This window comes from Arthrobacter sp. NPDC056886, assembly GCF_042788715.1.
Taxonomy (GTDB): domain Bacteria; phylum Actinomycetota; class Actinomycetes; order Actinomycetales; family Micrococcaceae; genus Arthrobacter.
The window spans coordinates 127,011-144,319 of record NZ_JBHUBT010000001.1 but is presented as its reverse complement, the minus strand read 5'-3'; the positions used below and the strand labels follow the sequence as shown (position 1 = coordinate 144,319).

General features: G+C 68.3%; 17 protein-coding genes. 9 read left to right on the top strand and 8 right to left on the bottom strand.

All coding sequences use genetic code 11. The features are described from left to right. Positions 1-34: 34 nt before the first annotated feature. The 4 genes from ACFRJ8_RS00715 to ACFRJ8_RS00700 form a co-directional block, all read right to left on the bottom strand. A complete protein-coding gene (locus tag ACFRJ8_RS00715) occupies positions 35-2,332 on the bottom strand; it encodes a heavy metal translocating P-type ATPase (RefSeq protein ID WP_377984247.1) in 2,298 nt (765 codons plus the stop codon). Positions 2,333-2,444: 112 nt separating this feature from the next. Next, positions 2,445-2,675, bottom strand: a complete 231-nt coding sequence (locus tag ACFRJ8_RS00710; protein WP_277524670.1) for a cation transporter — start codon at positions 2,673-2,675, stop codon at positions 2,445-2,447. 67 nt (positions 2,676-2,742) lie between these two features. After that, on the bottom strand, positions 2,743-3,117 hold the full coding sequence (locus tag ACFRJ8_RS00705) for a metal-sensitive transcriptional regulator (RefSeq protein ID WP_377984246.1): 375 nt from the start codon (positions 3,115-3,117) through the stop codon (positions 2,743-2,745). A 214-nt stretch (positions 3,118-3,331) separates the two neighbouring features. Further along, the gene (locus ACFRJ8_RS00700; RefSeq protein WP_377984245.1) at positions 3,332-3,829 is read right to left on the bottom strand and encodes a universal stress protein; all 498 of its coding nucleotides are present in this window, start codon (positions 3,827-3,829) and stop codon (positions 3,332-3,334) included. Between the two features lie 151 nt (positions 3,830-3,980). Here ACFRJ8_RS00700 and ACFRJ8_RS00695 point away from each other — a divergent pair, with 151 nt between their 5' ends. From ACFRJ8_RS00695 to ACFRJ8_RS00685, 3 genes are all read left to right on the top strand, one after another. Then, positions 3,981-4,193 carry a hypothetical protein gene (locus ACFRJ8_RS00695; protein WP_377984244.1) on the top strand — a complete coding sequence of 71 codons (213 nt, stop codon included), beginning with the start codon at positions 3,981-3,983 and terminating at the stop codon, positions 4,191-4,193. A gap of 79 nt (positions 4,194-4,272) precedes the next feature. Then, positions 4,273-5,397, top strand: coding sequence for a WD40/YVTN/BNR-like repeat-containing protein (locus tag ACFRJ8_RS00690; RefSeq protein ID WP_377984243.1), 1,125 nt, complete (start codon positions 4,273-4,275; stop codon positions 5,395-5,397). Positions 5,398-5,430: 33 nt separating this feature from the next. Further along, positions 5,431-5,757: a MoaD/ThiS family protein gene (locus ACFRJ8_RS00685; RefSeq protein WP_377984242.1), complete on the top strand. Its 327-nt coding sequence runs from the start codon at positions 5,431-5,433 to the stop codon at positions 5,755-5,757. 4 nt (positions 5,758-5,761) lie between these two features. Here ACFRJ8_RS00685 and ACFRJ8_RS00680 read toward each other — a convergent pair whose 3' ends face one another. The 3 genes from ACFRJ8_RS00680 to ACFRJ8_RS00670 form a co-directional block, all read right to left on the bottom strand. Further along, on the bottom strand, positions 5,762-5,998 hold the full coding sequence (locus ACFRJ8_RS00680; RefSeq protein ID WP_377984241.1) for a hypothetical protein: 237 nt from the start codon (positions 5,996-5,998) through the stop codon (positions 5,762-5,764). Positions 5,999-6,179: 181 nt separating this feature from the next. Continuing rightward, the gene (locus ACFRJ8_RS00675) at positions 6,180-7,931 is read right to left on the bottom strand and encodes an alpha-amylase family protein (protein WP_377984240.1); all 1,752 of its coding nucleotides are present in this window, start codon (positions 7,929-7,931) and stop codon (positions 6,180-6,182) included. Further along, on the bottom strand, positions 7,928-8,923 hold the full coding sequence (locus tag ACFRJ8_RS00670) for a TIGR03885 family FMN-dependent LLM class oxidoreductase (protein ID WP_377984239.1): 996 nt from the start codon (positions 8,921-8,923) through the stop codon (positions 7,928-7,930). The genes ACFRJ8_RS00675 and ACFRJ8_RS00670 overlap by 4 nt, the downstream gene beginning before the upstream one ends. Before the next feature lie 133 nt (positions 8,924-9,056). Here ACFRJ8_RS00670 and ACFRJ8_RS00665 point away from each other — a divergent pair, with 133 nt between their 5' ends. Then, the gene (locus ACFRJ8_RS00665) at positions 9,057-10,145 is read left to right on the top strand and encodes an ATP-dependent DNA ligase (RefSeq protein WP_377984238.1); all 1,089 of its coding nucleotides are present in this window, start codon (positions 9,057-9,059) and stop codon (positions 10,143-10,145) included. Between the two features lie 133 nt (positions 10,146-10,278). On the opposite strand, the gene ACFRJ8_RS00660 is transcribed toward ACFRJ8_RS00665, so the two are convergent. Continuing rightward, positions 10,279-11,595, bottom strand: coding sequence for an MFS transporter (locus ACFRJ8_RS00660; protein WP_377984237.1), 1,317 nt, complete (start codon positions 11,593-11,595; stop codon positions 10,279-10,281). Between the two features lie 225 nt (positions 11,596-11,820). On the opposite strand from ACFRJ8_RS00660, the gene ACFRJ8_RS00655 reads away from it, so the two are divergent. From ACFRJ8_RS00655 to pcaG, 5 genes are all read left to right on the top strand, one after another. After that, entirely contained in the window at positions 11,821-12,663 is an 843-nt protein-coding gene (locus ACFRJ8_RS00655; protein WP_377984236.1) for an IclR family transcriptional regulator, read from the top strand. 187 nt (positions 12,664-12,850) lie between these two features. Further along, the gene (locus ACFRJ8_RS00650; RefSeq protein WP_377984235.1) at positions 12,851-13,732 is read left to right on the top strand and encodes a shikimate dehydrogenase; all 882 of its coding nucleotides are present in this window, start codon (positions 12,851-12,853) and stop codon (positions 13,730-13,732) included. After that, a complete protein-coding gene (locus tag ACFRJ8_RS00645) occupies positions 13,732-15,726 on the top strand; it encodes a bifunctional sugar phosphate isomerase/epimerase/4-hydroxyphenylpyruvate dioxygenase family protein (protein ID WP_377984234.1) in 1,995 nt (664 codons plus the stop codon). The genes ACFRJ8_RS00650 and ACFRJ8_RS00645 overlap by 1 nt, the downstream gene beginning before the upstream one ends. Before the next feature lie 97 nt (positions 15,727-15,823). Continuing rightward, positions 15,824-16,678: a protocatechuate 3,4-dioxygenase subunit beta gene (gene pcaH, locus ACFRJ8_RS00640; RefSeq protein ID WP_377984672.1), complete on the top strand. Its 855-nt coding sequence runs from the start codon at positions 15,824-15,826 to the stop codon at positions 16,676-16,678. A gap of 7 nt (positions 16,679-16,685) precedes the next feature. Further along, positions 16,686-17,270, top strand: a complete 585-nt coding sequence (gene pcaG / locus ACFRJ8_RS00635) for a protocatechuate 3,4-dioxygenase subunit alpha (protein WP_377984233.1) — start codon at positions 16,686-16,688, stop codon at positions 17,268-17,270. Positions 17,271-17,309 lie beyond the last annotated feature (39 nt).

The window sequence follows — 17,309 nt, the reverse complement described above, 5'->3', positions numbered from 1 at the left end:
CACCTGGGGGAACGGTGCCCGGGCCAAGCCCGGCCTAGCTGCCGAAGCTGCGCAGCCGCAGCGAGTTGGCCACCACCAGCACCGAGCTGGCGGCCATCGCGGCGCCGGCGATCATCGGGTTGAGCAGGCCCAGGGCTGCCACCGGGATGCCCACGGCGTTGTAGAAGAACGCCCAGAAGAGGTTCGTCTTGATGGTGCCGAGCGTCCGGCGCGAGAGCTCGATCGCCTGCGCGACCTGCCCGAGGTCATCGCCCATCACCGTCAGGTCCGCGGCCTCGATGGCGACGTCGGTACCGGAGCCCATCGCGATGCCCAAGTCCGCCTGCGCCAGCGCCGCGGCGTCGTTGACCCCGTCCCCGGCCATCGCCACAGTGGCCCCCGCCGCCTGCAGTTTGCGCACGGCGTCGACCTTGCCCTCCGGGAGCACCCCGGCGAAGACGTCGTCCGGACTGATCCCGACGGCGGCCGCCACCTGCGCGGCCACGGCGGCGTTGTCACCGGTCAGCAGGATCGGCCGGAGCCCAAGTTCCCGGAGCCGGGTGACCGCGGCCGCGGAGCCGGGCTTGACGGTGTCCCGCAGGCGGATGACGCCCGCGATATCGCCGTCTACGGCAACCCAGATGGCCGTGGCGCCCGAGTCCTCGGCAGCGGCCAGCGCCTCCCGCTGGGTCAGGGCCGTGACGATGCCGAGCTCCAGCAGCCAGCCCGTGCGCCCCGCGGTGACCAGCCGGCCGTCCACGGTGCCCTGGACGCCGCCGCCCGGCGCGGAACGGAAGCCGGCGACGGCGGGGTGGCCGGCGCCGTCGTTGTTCAAGCGCTCTGCGGCCAATGCCGCGGTGGCGATGGCCCGGGCGATCGGGTGCTCGGAGGCGTTTTCCACGGCCCCTGCGAGGCGCAGTACCTCGGCTTCGGTGTGCGGTCCAAAGCTCTGAATGCCGTCCACGGCAAGCCGACCGGTGGTGACGGTCCCGGTCTTGTCCAGCAGGATCGTGTCCACCGTCCGGGTGTCTTCGAGGACCTGCGGACCCTTGATCAGGATGCCGAGCTGGGCGCCGCGGCCGGTTCCGGTGAGCAGCCCCACCGGCGTGGCCAGCCCCAGGGCACAGGGGCAGGCGATGACCAGCACGGCGACGGCGGCCGTGAAGGCTGTCCGGACGTCGTCGGGGCCCGCGGCCGGTCCGGCCGCCATCAGCCAGGCCCCGAAGGTAAGGGCGGCGATGGCCAGGACGACCGGGACGAAGACGGCGCTGATCCGGTCTGCGAGCCGGGCGATGGGTGCTTTGCCGGTTTGCGCCGCAGAGACAAGGCGGCCCATCTGGGCCAGGGTGGTTTCGGATCCCACCCGCGTGGCGCGGACCAGGAGCCGGCCGGAGGTGTTGATGGTGGCCCCGGTGACCTGGCTGTCCGGGCCAACTTCCACCGGCACGGATTCGCCGGTCACGAGGGAGGCGTCTACGGCCGAGGCGCCGTCGAGGACCACGCCGTCGGTGGCGATCTTCTCGCCGGGGCGGACCACCATCACGTCTCCGACGGCCAGCTGGTCGGCCGGGATCTTGTGCTCGGTGCCGCCGCGCAGGACGGTCGCGTCTTTTGCGCCCAGGTCCAGCAGGGCCCGGAGGGCGTCGCCTGCTTTCCGTTTGGCACTGGCCTCGAGGTAGCGGCCGAGCAACAGGAACGTGGTGACTACGGATGCGACCTCGAAATACAGGCCGCCGGAGCCCATGCCCTCTGCTGCCGGGTGTGCGGTCATGCGCGGGTCGGCAAGGAGCTGGCCGACCGAGAACGCGTAGGCAGCAACCACACCGATTGATACCAGGGTGTCCATTGTCGAGGCCAGGTGCCGGGCATTGGTGGCCGCGGCACGGTGAAACGGCCACGCCGCCCACGTGACCACCGGCAGGGCCAGGACGGCGGCCGCCCAGCCCCAGTTCGGGAACTGCAGCGCCGGGATCATCGAGATCGCGAGCACCGGCACGGTGAGTGCGGCTGCCACTACGAGCCGCGGTCGGAGCGAGGGTGCGCCCGAGCCGGCCGGAACCGCGGTGCCGGCCGGGGGTCCGGCGGGTTCAGCGGCGTTGCCCGGGGCCCGCGGGGCCCGGACCGTGGCCTTGTAGCCAGCGGCCGCGACCGTGGCGGTGATTTGGTCGTCGGTAATGTCCGGCGGGACGCTGACACGGGCCGACTCGAGGGGCAAGTTGACGCTGGCCTCGACGCCGTCGAGCTTGCCGAGCTTGCGCTCGACCCGGTTGACGCAGGAGGCGCAGGTCATGCCCTCGATATCGAGGTCAATGACCCGGCTTCCGGCCCGGTCCAACAACTGCTCGCTGCTCACTGTGTCTTCCCTGTCGGTTCGCCTTGTTGATTCGCGCTGTGCCGTCCGCCGGCGGCCCTGTTGGTCGGCGGTCCTGCTCGCCGGCCGGTGCGCCCGCCAGCGCGAACGCCATTCAGGCTTCGCTGGCGACCACGAGGTAGCCGGCCTCGGCGACTGCCTCGCCGATCTCGGAGGAGGAGAGTGTTTCGCTGGAGGTGATCGTGACGGCGGAGATGCCGCCGGCTTTGAGGTCGACGTCGACCTTCTCGACGCCGGAGAGCGCCTCAAGTTCTTCACTGACGGAGGACACGCAGTGGCCGCAGGTCATGCCGGATACGTTGACGGTGGTGGAAACGGTGGCCATGGCGTGCTCCTTGTCGCTGGGCAGGTGACGATTCCCCGGCCCGGTGGTGTGGTGGGTGGTGCGGGTCCTAGCGGAGGAGGCGTCCGATGGCATCGGTGGCTTCCTTGACTTTGAAATCGATGGCCTCGGCCCGAAGGTCGGGATCCGGCTCGGCGGCGGCGCCGACTACGCAGTGGCCGATGTGCTCTTCGACGAGGCCCAGGCTCACGGCATGCAGGGCCTTGGTGACGGCGGCGACCTGGGTGAGGATGTCGATGCAGTACTTGTCCTCGTCAACCATCCGGGCGATGCCGCGGACCTGCCCTTCGATCCGCTTGAGCCGGCGGAGGTAGGCATCCTTGTTGGCCGTGTAGCCGTGCTGCTCGTGGGGTGATAGGTCCAGGGGTGACGGGTTCAGGCGCGCCGTGTCCAGCGCCGTGCCGGGGACTTCTGACTCGCTCATGCCCCCAACTTATACCCCCTAGGGGTATCTTTCAAGCCTTCGTGCCGGGCCGTGCCGAATCTGGGACGTTGCGGACATTAAAGAGCTCCGGAGTGCGTTATTGGGGGATACGCACTCCGGAGCAGCTTTGGGGTAGGCGGTTCTTCCGGCCTACACATCGAGCTTACTCGGCGGACGTGGGATAACACCAGAACTCCGAATAAGTACTTTCGCTTTATTTTCTTCCCGCTGGAGCGGCCGCCGGCACCATCAGGATCGGACGGTCCTGATGGTGGCTTAACCACGCCGCCACAGAGCCGTTGAGCGCCGCGGAAATGCGGTGGCCGATGCCGCGCTCGGGGGTCCCCACCACGATCATGCAGGCGTTGGCGTCGGCGGCCAGCCTGCCGATAGCCCGCGCAGGGTCTCCGGCCAGGGTGCGCAGCGTCCAGTCGATCCCCAGGCTGGCGCAGCGTGCCTCGATGACGGAACGCAACTCCCGGGTGGTCTCCCGGATCCGGGCGTCGTCCGCGTCCGGGTGCAGCGACAGGCGGTGCGCGGACCGCGCCGGATCCCACTCCACGAGGTAGCTTGCCTCGTCCACGTAGGCGCAGATCATTGGCGCGGCGAGGGTCTTCGCCAGAAATGCCGCCATCTGCAGCACTTCGGGATGCTGCCCAGGAACCACGCCCACCACCAGGGGCGCCGTGCCGTTGGCGGGGTTGTCAGACATACTTCATTCTGGCTCCGGGGTGCCGGCCTGAACAGGGGCTTACTTCCCGTTCCCGCAGCTCGGGAGGGTGCTGGCGCAGTTTGCCGCGAAGTCCCTTGAACAGCCCGGGGACGGGGCCTACGGTTGAAGAACACAGGAGGAGGTGGCCGCCGTGGAGATTTACATGTGGTGGTTGGATCTGGATTTGGCGAGCAAGGAATGGCTCCGGGAAAACCTCCGGACCATCGAACTGCCCGAGGCCGTACAGCAGGGGATCGCCGCCGCAGGCGGCCCGCGTCCCGCTGAACCATCCGCCGGCGGCGCCGCAGTATTGACTTCTGCGGACTGGGACTTCATCGAGACGCAGTCGGAGTTTGTCGACTGATACGGATGCCACCGGCGCGGTAGCGCATACCTGCGGCGCGGGTGGGAAACCATTGCGGCCTTCCGGCGGGGATGGTTGCATGGGACCCATGGCTACTGCAGAGAGTTATGTCCTGGCGATCGGGACCAAGAAGGGCCTTTGGCTGGCGACCAGCCCGGACCGAAGGGACTGGTCCCTGTCCGGTCCGCATTTTCTGATGAGTGAGGTGCCCAGCATCGGCATCGATAACCGCGATGGCAGGACCCGGATCCTGGTGGGCGTCCGCTCCGAGCACTGGGGTCCCACAGTTTTCCACTCCGATGACCTGGGCGAAACCTGGAGCGAACCCGAAAACGGCGCCATCACGTTCCCCGACGGCACCGACGCCGCCTTGGAACGGATCTGGCAGATCCACCCCGACGCCGACTCCCGCCCGGGCGTCGTGTGGGCGGGCTGCGAACCGATCTCCGTCTGGAAATCCACTGACGGCGGCGAGCACTTCGAGCTGAACCGCGGCCTGTGGGACCATCCGCACCGCAGCGAATGGGGCGCAGGCTATGGCGGCGCCGCGGCGCACTCGATCGTCGTTGACCCCACGGGCGAGAAAGTCCACGTTGCCATGAGCACGGGAGGGGTCTACCGCTCGCTCGACGGCGGCACCTCCTGGGAGCCGCGCAACAAGGGGATTTCTGCGTACTTCATGCCGGACCCCAACCCGGAATTCGGCCAGTGCGTCCACAAGATCGCGGCCGACGCCGCCGTCGACGGCCGCCTCTACGCCCAAAACCACCACGGCGTGTACCGCAGTGACGACGACGCCGAATCGTGGGAATCGATCGCCGAGGGGCTGCCGGCGGACTTCGGCTTTGTGATGCTGACGCATCCGCGCCGGGCCGGGACGGCCTGGGTGATCCCGCTGAAGGCTGACGGCGAACGAATTCCGCCGGACGGGAAGCTGGCCGTGCACCGGACGGATGACGCCGGTGCCAGCTGGAAGCGGCTCGATGCCGGGCTCCCGGAACCCGAATACAACGCCGTGCTGCGCGATGCTGCCAGCGTGGACGGCGCGGAGCCCGCGGGCGTCTACTTCGGGACGCGGGGCGGCAGCGTCTACGCCAGCGCTGACGAGGGCGAACACTTCACCGAAGTGGCCTCGCACCTGCCGGATGTGCTGTGCGTGCGGGCAGCCGTGGTTTCCGCGGCCGTGCTTCCGGCGCAGCTGTGAATCCCGCGGCGTTGTGAAGGGATGGACAATCGCATGGACAGCCCCATGATCAGCGGCGACTCCGGGCCGGCGGACTCGGCGATCAGTGTGGTCCTGCCGAGCGTCCTTCAACCGCTGGCCGGCGGGCAGTCCATCCTGACTGCGCCCGCAGAGGCGGCGGTGACGGTGGAGTGGCTGCTGGATGCGGTGACCGGGGACTATCCGGCGTTGTCGCGGCGGTTGCGGGACGAGACCGGAGCTGTTCGCCGTTACGTGAATATATACGTCAACGGGAATGAAATCCGGCGGCTGCAGGGCCTGGTGACTGCCGTGGCGCCAGGCCAGGAAGTCCTCATCATCCAGTCAGTGGCGGGAGGCTGACGCCTCAAGCGACCCGCCAGACGGTGCATTCGTCCGCATTGATGGCTTTGCGCATGCCGGTTTGGCGGTCCATGATCCAGACGACGCCGATTCCGGGGGCCGTTTCCTGGACGCTGCCGCGGCGGACCACGACGTCGTCGTAGTTGGGGCCGACGCGCAGCCGGGCCTCGATCTCGTCGCCGCGGTGCAGCTGGTCGAGGGCGCGGATACGGGTTACATGGGTTTTCGCTTCCTTCAACATGACGGGGCCTCCTGGACTGGAGTTGGTGCCTGCTCTTGCCGGCAGTTCCAGTGTCCTGCGTCAATGTTGCGTCCGCGTTTCAGCACGGTAAGGGGACGGTTAGTTTTCGACGGCGCCGCGGTTACTGGCCTCCTGCCTGCCTGCGCCCTTTTGCCGGCGGCCGGGAATGCAGGCTGGAACCTCAGGGGAGTTGGCGTTCCCCCGGGTGCTGGACCCGGAACCACCGGTACCCGTAGCGGTCCAGCGGGAGTTCGAATGAGCCGTCGTCGGAGAGCGGGATGTCCTCGCGGCCGAGCAGGTCCCGGAGCACGGCCCCGGCGTACGAAGGCCCCGCACCGGCTGTTCCGTCCGGAGCCTCCGGTCCGCCTTCCTCGCCTTCCACGCCGTCCTCCGGCGGTGCTACGGGCACCGTGGCCGTCACGGACGCCGGCTCGGCGCCGAAGTTGTGGGCGACAATCACCATGGAGCCGTCCCAGGTGCAGCGGTGCAGCAGCACTGCCGGTGAGGCCTGCTTGATGAGTTCGAACCTGCCCCAGCCGAGTTCGGGGCATTCCCGGTAGCGCTGGATCAGCGTCGCGACGAAGTTCCACAGCGAGTCCGGATCGCGTTTCGCGGCCGCGGCGTTGATGTGCGCAGGGCCGAAGGGTCCGTCCACGGGCTGGGCCACGAGGTCCCCGGCCGGGGCGGTCGAGAAGCCGCCGTTCCCGGTGTCGTCCCACTGCATGGGCGAGCGGACGGCCGAGCGGCCCTTTGCCCGCAGGTCCTCGCCCATGCCGATCTCTTCGCCGTAGAAAAGCACGGGCGTGCCCGGCAGCGAGAACATCAGGGAGTAGACCATGCGGATCCTGGCCGGGTCGCCGTCGAGCATGGTGGGCAGCCGCCGCCGCAGTCCGCGGCCGTACATCTGCATGTCGGGATCGGGGCCGAAGGCCGCGAAGACCTCCGCGCGTTCGGCATCGCTGAGTTTGTCCAGCGTGAGCTCATCGTGGTTCCGGACGAACATGGCCCATTGGTTGTCGGGGTTGATCCTCGGGCGGCTGCTGAGCGTCCGGGCCAGCGGCCGGGCGTCCTGCCTGGCCAGCGACAGGTACATGTTCTGCATCGAGAGGAAGTCAAACTGCATGTTCAGCTCGTTGCCGGCCGGGCCGCCGAAGTACTTCAGCTGCTCCTTGTACGGGAGGTTGACCTCGCCCAGCAGCACGGCACTGCCGTGGCGCCGGTTGAGGAAGCTGCGCAGGGCGCTCAGGTACTGGTGCGGGTCGATTTTCGCGGCTTGGTCCTTGGGCTCGCCGAGCAACTCCAGGAAGAACGGCACAGCGTCCAGCCGGAAGCCGTCCAGGCCCAGTTGGAGCCAGAATCCCATCGACTTCGCGATCTCGTCCCGCACCTTGGAGTTCATCACGTTCAGGTCCGGCTGGTGTTTGGCGAACATGTGCAGGTACCACTCACCGGTGGCTTTGTCCTGGCTCCAGATGGACGTTTCCTCGCCCGGAAACACCACCTGGTCCGAGGTGTCCGGCGGCGTGTCCTTCCGCCAGACGTAGTAGTCGCGGTAGGGGTTGTCCACGGATTTGCGCGCCTGGACGAACCACGGGTGCCGGTCGGAGGTGTGGTTGATGACAAAGTCCGCGATCACCCGGATGCCGCGGTCATTGGCGGTGCGGATGAATTCCACCAGGTCCCCCGGGCTTCCCAGCCGGGGGTCCACGCCGTACATGTCGGTGACATCGTAGCCGTCGTCGCGGTCCGGGGAGGGGTAGAAGGGCATGAGCCAGATGCAGGTGATGCCGAGCGCGGCAAGATAGTCCACGCGCTGGATCAGGCCGCCGAAGTCCCCGGTGCCGTCGCCGTCGCCGTCGAAGAATGTCTCCGGGTCCAGGCAGTAGATCACCGCGTTTTTCCACCAGAGGTCAGAGGTTTCGGCGATTCTCACAGCGCACCGTCCGTTCCGGTCAGAATCTGTCCAGCGGGCCGGAGCTGGGGGAGGACGTGTTCGGCGAAGACGTCGATATACGGCGCCTGCTCCTGGCCGACGAAGTGCAGGTACAGCTCCTCGAATCCGAGGTCCAGGTAGGAGGCGAGCCACTGGGCGTGCTGACCGGCATCGGCGGAGATGTTGACGGCCGCCCGGACCTGGTCCTCCTGGACGCCGGCGCTGACGCCGTCGAAATGGGCCGCCGTGGGCAGGTCCCAGGGAATCGGCGGCGCAAAGACGTTGGTGCGCCACTGGTCCACGGCGATCGCGACGGCCTCGGCCTCTGTCGGCGCCCACGACAGGTGGACCTGGAGGGCAGCGATCCCGCGGCCACCGGCGTCCCGGTAGGCCGCCAGCATGTCCTTCAGCTTGTCGGGCGGCTGGTTCACGGTGACCAGCCCGTCCGCCCAGGCCGCCGCCCGGCGCGCTGTTTTCACGCTCACGGCCGGGGCAATGAGCGGGGGCCTGGTCTCCGGAACGTCCCAGATCCGGGCTTGCTCCACTGTGACCAGCCCGCGGTGCGTGACAACGTCGCCGGCGTGGAGCCGGCGGATGATGTCAACGCACTCTTCCAGCCGGCGCTGCCGCGTCTCCTTGGGCGGCCAGGCCTCGCCGGTGACGTGCTCGTTCATGTACTCGCCGCTGCCCGGGGCCATCCAGAAGCGGCCGGGGAACATGTCCGCCAGGGTGGCCGAGGCGTGCGCGATGATCGCCGGGTGGTAGCGCTGCCCGGGCGCCGTTACCACCCCGAAGCGCAGGCCGGTGGTGGCCAGCGCGGCCCCGAGCCAGGACCAGGCGAACCCGGAGTGGCCCTGCCGGGCGGACCACGGCTCAATATGGTCCGAGCACATGGCGGCATCGAAGCCGGCCTGCTCGGCCAGCTGCACGTCCTTCAGGAGGCGGCCGGGGCTGATCTGTTCATGCGAGGCGTGGAACCCGATGGTAGCCATCACCCATGTCTACCGTGGGGGCGGGGCCGTGTCGAGGGACCCGGCCGTTGAGGAGACCCTGTTGAGGAAACCCTGCCGAGGAACCACTGCGTGGGGGTGGCGGTGCCCGGCCCGCGGCGCAAGAATGGGCGCTATGCGACTGCCGTTGATGCCTCCCATTGCGCCCATGCTGGCCAAATCCCTCGCCGCCCTGCCGGTGCCGGACACCGGGAAGGGCTGGCTGTTTGAACCGAAGTGGGACGGATTCCGCTCCATCATCTTCCGCGACGGCGACGAGGTGGAGATCGGCAGCCGGAACGGCAAGCCGATGACACGCTACTTCCCCGAGCTCGTCGAGGCGCTGAAGACCGAGCTGCCGGAACGCTGCGTGGTGGACGGCGAGATCATCCTGGTGGCGGCCTCCGGGGACCGGCTCGATTTCGATGCGCTCCAGCAGCGCATCCATCCGGCCGCCAGCCGGGTGAAGCTGCTCGCCGCACAGACCCCGGCGCGCTTCGTGGCGTTCGACCTGCTGGCCCTGGGCGACGAGGACCTCACCGGCAAACCCTTCGCCGAGCGCCGCCGGGAACTCGAACGCGCACTCGCGGCCAGCGCCGCCCCGGTGCACCTGACGGCCGCGACCTCCGACCGGGACACCGCACAGCGCTGGTTCCGGCAGTTCGAGGGCGCCGGTCTGGACGGCATCGTGGCCAAGACGCTGGAAGGCACCTACCAGCCGGACAAGCGCGCGATGGTCAAGGTCAAGCACGAACGGACGGCGGACTGCGTGCTTGCCGGATACCGCGTGCACACCTCCGGTCCGGACCGGATCGGCTCGCTGCTCCTGGGACTCTACGACGACACCGGGGTGCTGGCGAATGTCGGCGTGGTGGGCGCCTTCCCGATGGCACGGCGCACGGAGCTGTTTGCCGAGCTGCAGGAGCTGGTCACCGGTTTCGAGGACCACCCCTGGGCCTGGGCCCGGCAGGAGGAGGGGGCGCGGACGCCGCGGAATGCCGAGGGAAGCCGGTGGAGCGGCGGCAAGGACCTGTCCTTCACCCCGCTGCGGCCCGAGCGCGTGGTGGAAGTGAAGTACGACCACATGGAGGGCTCACGGTTCCGCCACACCACCCAGTTCGTGCGCTGGCGTCCGGACCGGGATCCGCGCTCCTGCACCTATGACCAGCTGGAGGAGCCGGTGAAGTTCGATCTCGCCGCGGTGCTGGGCGCCGGCAACAGCTAGTGGCGGCCGGTCTCCTCTGCGCTCCTTCCCGGTTGCTTTTCCGGCCGTGCCCCGACACACCGAAAAGCCCGGCGTGTCCTGTGGACACGCCGGGCCATCGGGCCGGCAAGTGGGCGGGAACGCAGCGCCCGGCTTAGTACTGGCCGAGTTCCCGGGTGGGGACCCGGAACGTCTCCTTGGCCGTCAGTGCCGCGACGGTGGCGATCAGGCAGATGATGCCGGTGAAGACGCTGATCTGGACCCAGCCGCCGGCCTGGATGCCGCCCATGGCCGCAACGATCGCCGGAGCGAACCCGGCCATCAGGAAGCCCAGCTGGGTGCCGATTGCGAGGCCGGAGAAGCGGACGTTGGTGCTGAACATCTCGGCGTAGAAGGAGGGCCAGACCGCGTTGGCTGCAGCGTAGCCGAAGGAGAAGAACCCGATGGCCGCCAGGAACATCAGCGGGACACTGCCGGATTCGAGGCTCAGCAGGAAGACCGGGGTCAGGACCGCGCTGGACAGTGCGCCGTAGATGAAGACCGGTTTGCGGCCGATCTTGTCCGCGAGCATGCCGAAGAGCGGCTGCGTGCCCAAGGCCATGAAGTTGGCGCCCACCACGAGCCAGAGGGTGGTGGTGCCGTCCACGCCGGCGACGTTCTTGGCGTAGCTGATGGCCAGGGTGCCGAAGACGGTGGACACGGCGGCGATGAAGGCGCAGGCGATGACGCGGAGGACATCGCGCCAGTGGTCCTTGAGGAGGTCGGCAACCGGGAGCTTGGAGATCTGCGCGGTCTTCTTGGCTTCCTCGAACGCCGGCGGCTCGTGCAGGGTGCGGCGGATGAAGAACGCGATCAGCACAACCACGGCGCTGAGCCAGAACGGGATGCGCCAGCCGATGCTGTACTTGATCTCATCGGGCAGGGCCAGGACGGGGATGAAGACGAGGGCGGCGAGGATCTGGCCGCCCTGGGTTCCGGTCAGGGTCCAGGAGGTGAAGAACGAGCGGCGGTTGTCCGGGGCGTGCTCGAGCGTCATGGAGGAGGCGCCGGCCTGCTCGCCGGCTGCGGACAGGCCCTGGCAGAGCCGTGCCAGCACCAGGAGTGCCGGGGCCCACCAGCCGACCGTCTTGAAGTCGGGAAGGCAGCCGATGACGAAAGTGGCGGCCCCCATCAGCAGCAGCGTGAACATGAGGACCTTCCGGCGTCCGATCCTGTCGCCGAAGTGGCCGAGGACGACGGCGCCGACCGGACGGGCCACGTAGGCGAAGCCGAAGGTGGCGAAGGACATGATGGCCGCGTTGGTGTCCGCATCGGGGAAGAAGACGTGCGGGAAGATCAGCGCCGCTGCGGAACCGAAGATGAAGAAGTCGTAGTATTCGACGGCGCTGCCCAGGAAGCTGGCGAGGGCAGCCTTCTTCGGCGTCCCTCCTGTGGTGATACCCGGCGTCGTGGACGGGACAGTGTGGCTCATGGTGTTCCTTTGGTGTGACGACGTTGTCGCGGATGGATCAGGTAGGTCTCGGCTGCCGTTTGTTCAAGTGTGGTGCAACCGGAAGTCCGTGGAAAGACCCGGACGAGTAGCCACATGGTGGAAGCTACTTGTGCGATGTAGCAAGCATGACTGTGAGCGCAGTCACTTGTCAAGAAAAATAATCACCATCTAGAAATAGCTCTCACCATGTGGGAACATGAATGCATGAGTGTGAATCAAGACACAGATGTCCCCGCCGTTTCCGGCCCGCCGCTAGAAGCCCCCTCCAAGCCCGTCAAGGCTGCCAAGGAAGACTCGCGGACGGACATGGTGGGCAAGGCGCTGGGGCTGCTGGTCCTCCTGGGGGATGAGCCGCGCGGGGCCAGTGCCGCGGAAATCTCCCGGCGGGCCGAGCTGCCGTTCAGCACCACCTACCGCCTGCTCGGCTCCCTGACGCGCGACGGTTTCGTGGACTACGAGCCGGACGGCCGCCGCTACCACCTGGGGCTGCGGGTCTTCCAGCTCGGCCAGCGCGTCTCCAACCACCACGGCTTCGCGGGTACGGCCCTGCCCATCCTGCGGCGGGTCACTGAGGAGACGGGCGAGGCGACCATCCTCTCCGTGCGGGATGGCATCCACCACCTGACGGTGAACAAGGTGGACGGCCCGCAGACCTTCCGGGTTACCAGCGACCCCGGTCATCTCGGGGCACTGCACACCACCTCGGTGGGCAAGGCGCTGGTGGCGTTCGCAGATGACGCAACCCGCGCCCAGCTCGTCGACGAGCTGCCCCTGGAGCCGCTGACGGCGCTCTCCATCACGGACCGCGAGGCGTTCCGGGCGGAAATCGAACAGGTTCGGCGCCAGGGCTACGCCACCATGGACGAGGAAAATGAGCTCGGCATGCGCGCCGTCGCTGTCCCGGTCTTCAATGCCCAGGGCCACGCCTTCGCGTCGCTGGCCACGGCTGTCCCCGTGTTCCGCCTGAGCATGGAGGCGCTGGTGGCCCTGGTGCCGCTGCTGCAGGCGGCGGCCGCGGAGCTGTCGGCCCGGCTGCCCCAGCGGTGATGGCCGGTTGTCCCCAGCGGTAACGGCGCCGCCGGCGTAACAAGGTGTTCCGTAATAAAAAGTTCGTCATTCGAACAATAGTGCAACATGTGAACAAACTCTGTAATGTAATCCCCATCACCCGGACCGCCGCGGACGCCGCAAGCGTCACCGCCCGCCGAGTGCAGTTGTCAAAGGAGCTAACCGGATGAGCAATCGAGCAGAGTCCTTCCTCGTGGGCCTCGTGGGAGACGGCGTCATGCCCTCCCTCACGCCCTACATGCACGAACGCGAGGGCGACGTGCAGGGCTTCCGCTACCTCTACCGCCCCATCGACCTCACCGAACTCGGCCTGCCCGGCCAGGCCGTGGGGGAGCTGCTGGCCGGCGCCCGGAGCCTCGGGTTCAACGGATTGAACATCACGCACCCGTGCAAGCAGCTGGTGCTCGACTACCTCGACGAGGTCTCGGCCGATGCCCGGCGCCTCGGCGCCGTCAACACCGTGGTCATCCGCGAGGGCCGCTTCATCGGCTACAACACTGACTTTTCCGGCTTCGCGGCGGCGCTGGCCTCCGGGCTCCCAGACGCCACGCTGGACCGGGTGGTGCAGCTCGGTGCCGGCGGCGCCGGTTCCGCCGTCGCCTACGCCCTGCTCACCGCGGGAGTCCGCGAGCTGGACCTCGTGGACACCGACGCGGCGCGCTGCGCCGCCCGGGCTGCCGAACTCGCCGGATTCTTCCCGGACCGGACCGTCACCGCCCGGACGACGGCGGAGCTCCCGCAGCTCATGCCGCAGGCCGACGGTCTGGTGCACTGCACCCCCGTGGGCATGGCCGCCCACCCGGGCGTTCCGCTGGACATGTCGCTCGTGGAGTCCCGGCACTGGGTGGCAGACATCGTGTACCGGCCCATCGAAACCGAGCTTGTCCGCGAGGCGCGTGCTAAGGGCTGCAAGGTGCTCGACGGCGGCCGGATGGCCGTGGGCCAGGCGGCGGACGCCTTCCGGATCTTCACCGGGCGCCCGGCCGACGCCGACCGGATGCGCTCCCACTTCCTGGAACTCGTCGCCGCGGAAGAAGTGTCCGCCTGATGCGCACCGGAATCGCCACCGTCTGCCTCGCCGGCACCCTGCGGGAAAAAATGCAGGCCTGCGCCGTGGCCGGCTTCGACGGGATCGAGATCTTCGAACAGGACCTCGTGACCTCCCCGCTGAGCCCGGAGGACGTCCGGAAACTGGCCGCCGACCTCGGCCTCACCCTGGACCTCTACCAGCCGTTCCGCGACTTCGACAGCGTCCCGGAGGACTTGCTCGCCGCCAACCTGCGGCGCGCGGACGCCAAATTCCGGCTCATGTCCCGCCTGGGCATGGACACCATGCTGCTCTGCTCCAACGTCGGCACGGCCACGATCGACGACGACGAGCTCCGCGCCACCCAGCTCGCCCGGCTCGCGGACCTCGCGGGTGACCACGGCGTCAAGGTGGCCTATGAGGCCCTGGCCTGGGGCAAGTACGTCAACGACTACGAGCACGCCCACCGGCTGGTCGAGACGGTGGACCACCCCAACCTGGGCACCTGCCTGGACTCCTTCCACATCCTCTCCCGGGACTGGGACGCCGCGCCGATCGAGGCCTTTAACCCGGAGAAGATCTTCTTCGTGCAGGTCGCCGATGCCCCCAAGCTCTCCATGGACGTGCTGTCCTGGAGTCGGCACTACCGGGTGTTCCCGGGCGAGGGCCAGTTCGAGCTCGCCAAGTTCATGGGCCACGTGGTCCGCGCCGGCTACACCGGACCGGTGTCGCTGGAGGTGTTCAACGACGTCTTCCGCCAGTCCGACGTCGAACGCACCGCCGTCGACGCCATGCGGTCGCTGATCTGGCTCGAAGAGCAAAGCGCCGCCTGGCTTGAGGCAAACCAGGCCCCCGCCGCAGGCGGTGTGACAGGCCAGGCCCCCGCCGCAGGCGGTGTGACAGCTGCCCGGCGCCGCTACCCCATGGAGCTCGTCACGCTTCCCCGGGTGGCCGAGCCCGCCGGCTTCAACTTCGCCGAGGTCCGGGCAGGGGACACCGCGGGCCTGGAAACCCTGCTCGGCCAGCTGGGGTTTGCGTTCAACGGGCGGCACCGGACCAAGGACGTGCAATTGTGGACCATGGGCCATGCCCGCGTGATCATCAATGAAGAGCCGCCCGCCGGCGGCCAGCCGACGTCGGATCGTTCCGCTGCAATTTCTGCCTCCATTTCCGCATTGGGATTCGACGTCGACTCCCCGGTGATCGCAGCCGCCCGCGCCCAGCAGCTCAAGGCCCCGGCCGTGCCGCGCAAGAGCCAGGCCAATGAGGAGATTTTCCAGGGCTTCGCGGCCCCGGACTCCACCGAGATCTTTCTGTGCCAGGGAAACCCGGACGGCACGGCCGCGTGGACGCGGGAATTCGGCGACGGCCTGGACCAACCCGCGGCGGACCGGACCGGGAACCCGGGCGCCGTGATCGATCACGTCAACCTCGCCCAGCCGTGGCAGCACTTCGACGAGGCCGTGCTCTTCTACACCAGCGCCCTCGCGCTGGAACCGCAGCCGTTCGCCGAGGTAGCCAGCCCCACCGGGCTGGTCCGGTCCCAGGTGATGCTCACGCAGGGCCGCGGCGTCCGCCTGGTGCTGAACCTGGCCCCGCTGATCCAGCAGGAAGGAACCACACCAGGCACCGCCGCTGGCATCGGCGGCATAGCCGGCCCCCGCCCCGGCTACCAGGAACACGTCGCGTTCGCGGTGGATGACCTGGTGGCGACGGCCCGGGCCGCACGGGACCGCGGCCTGGACTTCCTGCAGATCCCGGCGAACTACTACGAGGACCTCGATGCCCGGTTCGCGCTGGAGCCGGAATTCCTGGCCACGCTCCGCGAGCTCAACCTGCTCTACGACCGTGATGCCGACGGCGAATTCCTGCATTTCTACACGGCCACGGTGGGCAGCGTGTTTTTCGAAGTGGTGGAACGCCGCGGCGCCTACGACGGCTACGGCGCTCCGAACGCGCCCGTGCGGCACGCAGTCCAGTACGACCACCTGCACCAGCTGGCCCGCCGACCCTGATCAGTTGCCCGAACAACAACCACAACACCGAAAGGAGGCTGCTGTGCCTGAAGAAATCAACCTCGAGATATTCAACGCCGACCCGATCACCGAGGACCTGGCCAACCAGACCACGAAGGCCGCACCAAAGACGTATTCCAATGCCGTCCCTGCCGGGGACGCCGCCGCTGAGTCCCAGGCAGACCTCAGTGCTGAAATGAAGGCGATAGGCGCGGCCTATGCGCGGGCCCTCAAGGATGGAGCCCCGGCCGAGATCCAGCCGCGGCTGGACTACGCGCCGTACCGCAGCAGCGTCCTGCGCCACCCCACGAAGAGCCTGCACCACGCGGATCCGGAAACCATTGAGCTGTACTCGCCGGCGTTCGGGCACATGGACGTCCACGCGCTCGAGTCGGACCTCACTATCGCGCACAACGGCGAGCCGCTGGGCGAACGCATCATCGTCTCGGGCCGCGTGCTCGACGGCGACGGACGCCCCGTCGCCGGACAGCTCGTCGAAATCTGGCAGGCCAACTCCGCCGGCCGCTACATCCACAAGCGCGACCAGCACCCGGCGCCGATCGACCCCAACTTCACCGGCGTCGGCCGCTGCATCACGGGCCCGGACGGCAGCTACAGCTTCACCACCATCAAACCCGGCGCCTACCCGTGGAAGAACCACCTCAACGCCTGGCGGCCGGCCCACATCCACTTCTCTTTGTTCGGCTCCGAATTCACCCAGCGGATCATCACCCAGATGTACTTCCCGGGCGACCAGCTGTTCCCGCTGGACCCGATCTACCAGTCGATCGTGGACCAGGACGCCCGCGACCGGCTCGTGGCCACCTACAACCACGAGCAGACCAAACCCGAATGGGCCATGGCCTACAACTGGGACATTGTCCTCACCGGATCCAAGCGGACCTGGACCGAAAACGAGGCCCTCGGAGCGGAAGGCGACGAGAATGAATAGGAGCGCCATGAATAAGCCCACCCAGCTGGCGCCGACACCGGCGCAGACCGTCGGACCGTTCTTCGGCTACGCCCTGCCCTACGCCAAGGACCGCGAGCTCCTGCCTCCCGGTTCCCCGGGATCCGTCCGGCTCCAGGGCACCGTGTATGACGGTGCGGGCCACCCGATCCCGGACGCGATCCTGGAAATCTGGCAGGCGGACGCGGACGGCAACGTCCCTCACCAGACGGGCTCCCTGGTCCGTGACGGCTACACCTTCACGGGCTTCGGCCGCACAGCCGTGGGAAACACCGGCACGTTCACGTTCACCACCCTGAACCCGGGACCCACCGAAGCCGGAGCCGCGCCGTTCATCGCGGTGGCCGTGTTCGCCCGCGGCCTCATGAACCGCCTGTTCACCCGGGTCTACCTGCCGGAGGACGAGGCGGCACTGTCCCGGGACCGCCTGCTCAGCTCGCTGGATCCGGAACGGCGGCGGACCCTGATCGCGCGCCGGGATCCCGACGGCGGCCTGAGCTGGGACATCCGCCTGCAGGGCGACGGCGAGACCGTGTTCCTGGATTTCAACGACGCCGAGGGTCCCTCGACGTGACGTCCTTCGAAACCGACGGCGGCGCCGGCCTGCACGGCG

What these genes read in the sequence shown, in the direction of transcription:
- ACFRJ8_RS00645 (WP_377984234.1), top strand. Translation starts at nt 13,732, where the DNA reads ATGCGCACCGGAATCGCCACCGTCTGCCTCGCCGGCACCCTGCGGGAA.
- ACFRJ8_RS00665 (WP_377984238.1), top strand. Translation starts at nt 9,057, where the DNA reads ATGCGACTGCCGTTGATGCCTCCCATTGCGCCCATGCTGGCCAAATCC.
- ACFRJ8_RS00680 (WP_377984241.1), bottom strand. Translation starts at nt 5,998, where the DNA reads ATGTTGAAGGAAGCGAAAACCCATGTAACCCGTATCCGCGCCCTCGAC.
- ACFRJ8_RS00650 (WP_377984235.1), top strand. Translation starts at nt 12,851, where the DNA reads ATGAGCAATCGAGCAGAGTCCTTCCTCGTGGGCCTCGTGGGAGACGGC.
- ACFRJ8_RS00670 (WP_377984239.1), bottom strand. Translation starts at nt 8,923, where the DNA reads ATGGCTACCATCGGGTTCCACGCCTCGCATGAACAGATCAGCCCCGGC.
- ACFRJ8_RS00705 (WP_377984246.1), bottom strand. Translation starts at nt 3,117, where the DNA reads ATGAGCGAGTCAGAAGTCCCCGGCACGGCGCTGGACACGGCGCGCCTG.
- ACFRJ8_RS00685 (WP_377984242.1), top strand. Translation starts at nt 5,431, where the DNA reads ATGGACAGCCCCATGATCAGCGGCGACTCCGGGCCGGCGGACTCGGCG.
- ACFRJ8_RS00700 (WP_377984245.1), bottom strand. Translation starts at nt 3,829, where the DNA reads ATGTCTGACAACCCCGCCAACGGCACGGCGCCCCTGGTGGTGGGCGTG.
- ACFRJ8_RS00710 (WP_277524670.1), bottom strand. Translation starts at nt 2,675, where the DNA reads ATGGCCACCGTTTCCACCACCGTCAACGTATCCGGCATGACCTGCGGC.
- ACFRJ8_RS00690 (WP_377984243.1), top strand. Translation starts at nt 4,273, where the DNA reads ATGGGACCCATGGCTACTGCAGAGAGTTATGTCCTGGCGATCGGGACC.
- pcaG (WP_377984233.1), top strand. Translation starts at nt 16,686, where the DNA reads ATGAATAAGCCCACCCAGCTGGCGCCGACACCGGCGCAGACCGTCGGA.
- ACFRJ8_RS00655 (WP_377984236.1), top strand. Translation starts at nt 11,821, where the DNA reads ATGAGTGTGAATCAAGACACAGATGTCCCCGCCGTTTCCGGCCCGCCG.
- ACFRJ8_RS00660 (WP_377984237.1), bottom strand. Translation starts at nt 11,595, where the DNA reads ATGAGCCACACTGTCCCGTCCACGACGCCGGGTATCACCACAGGAGGG.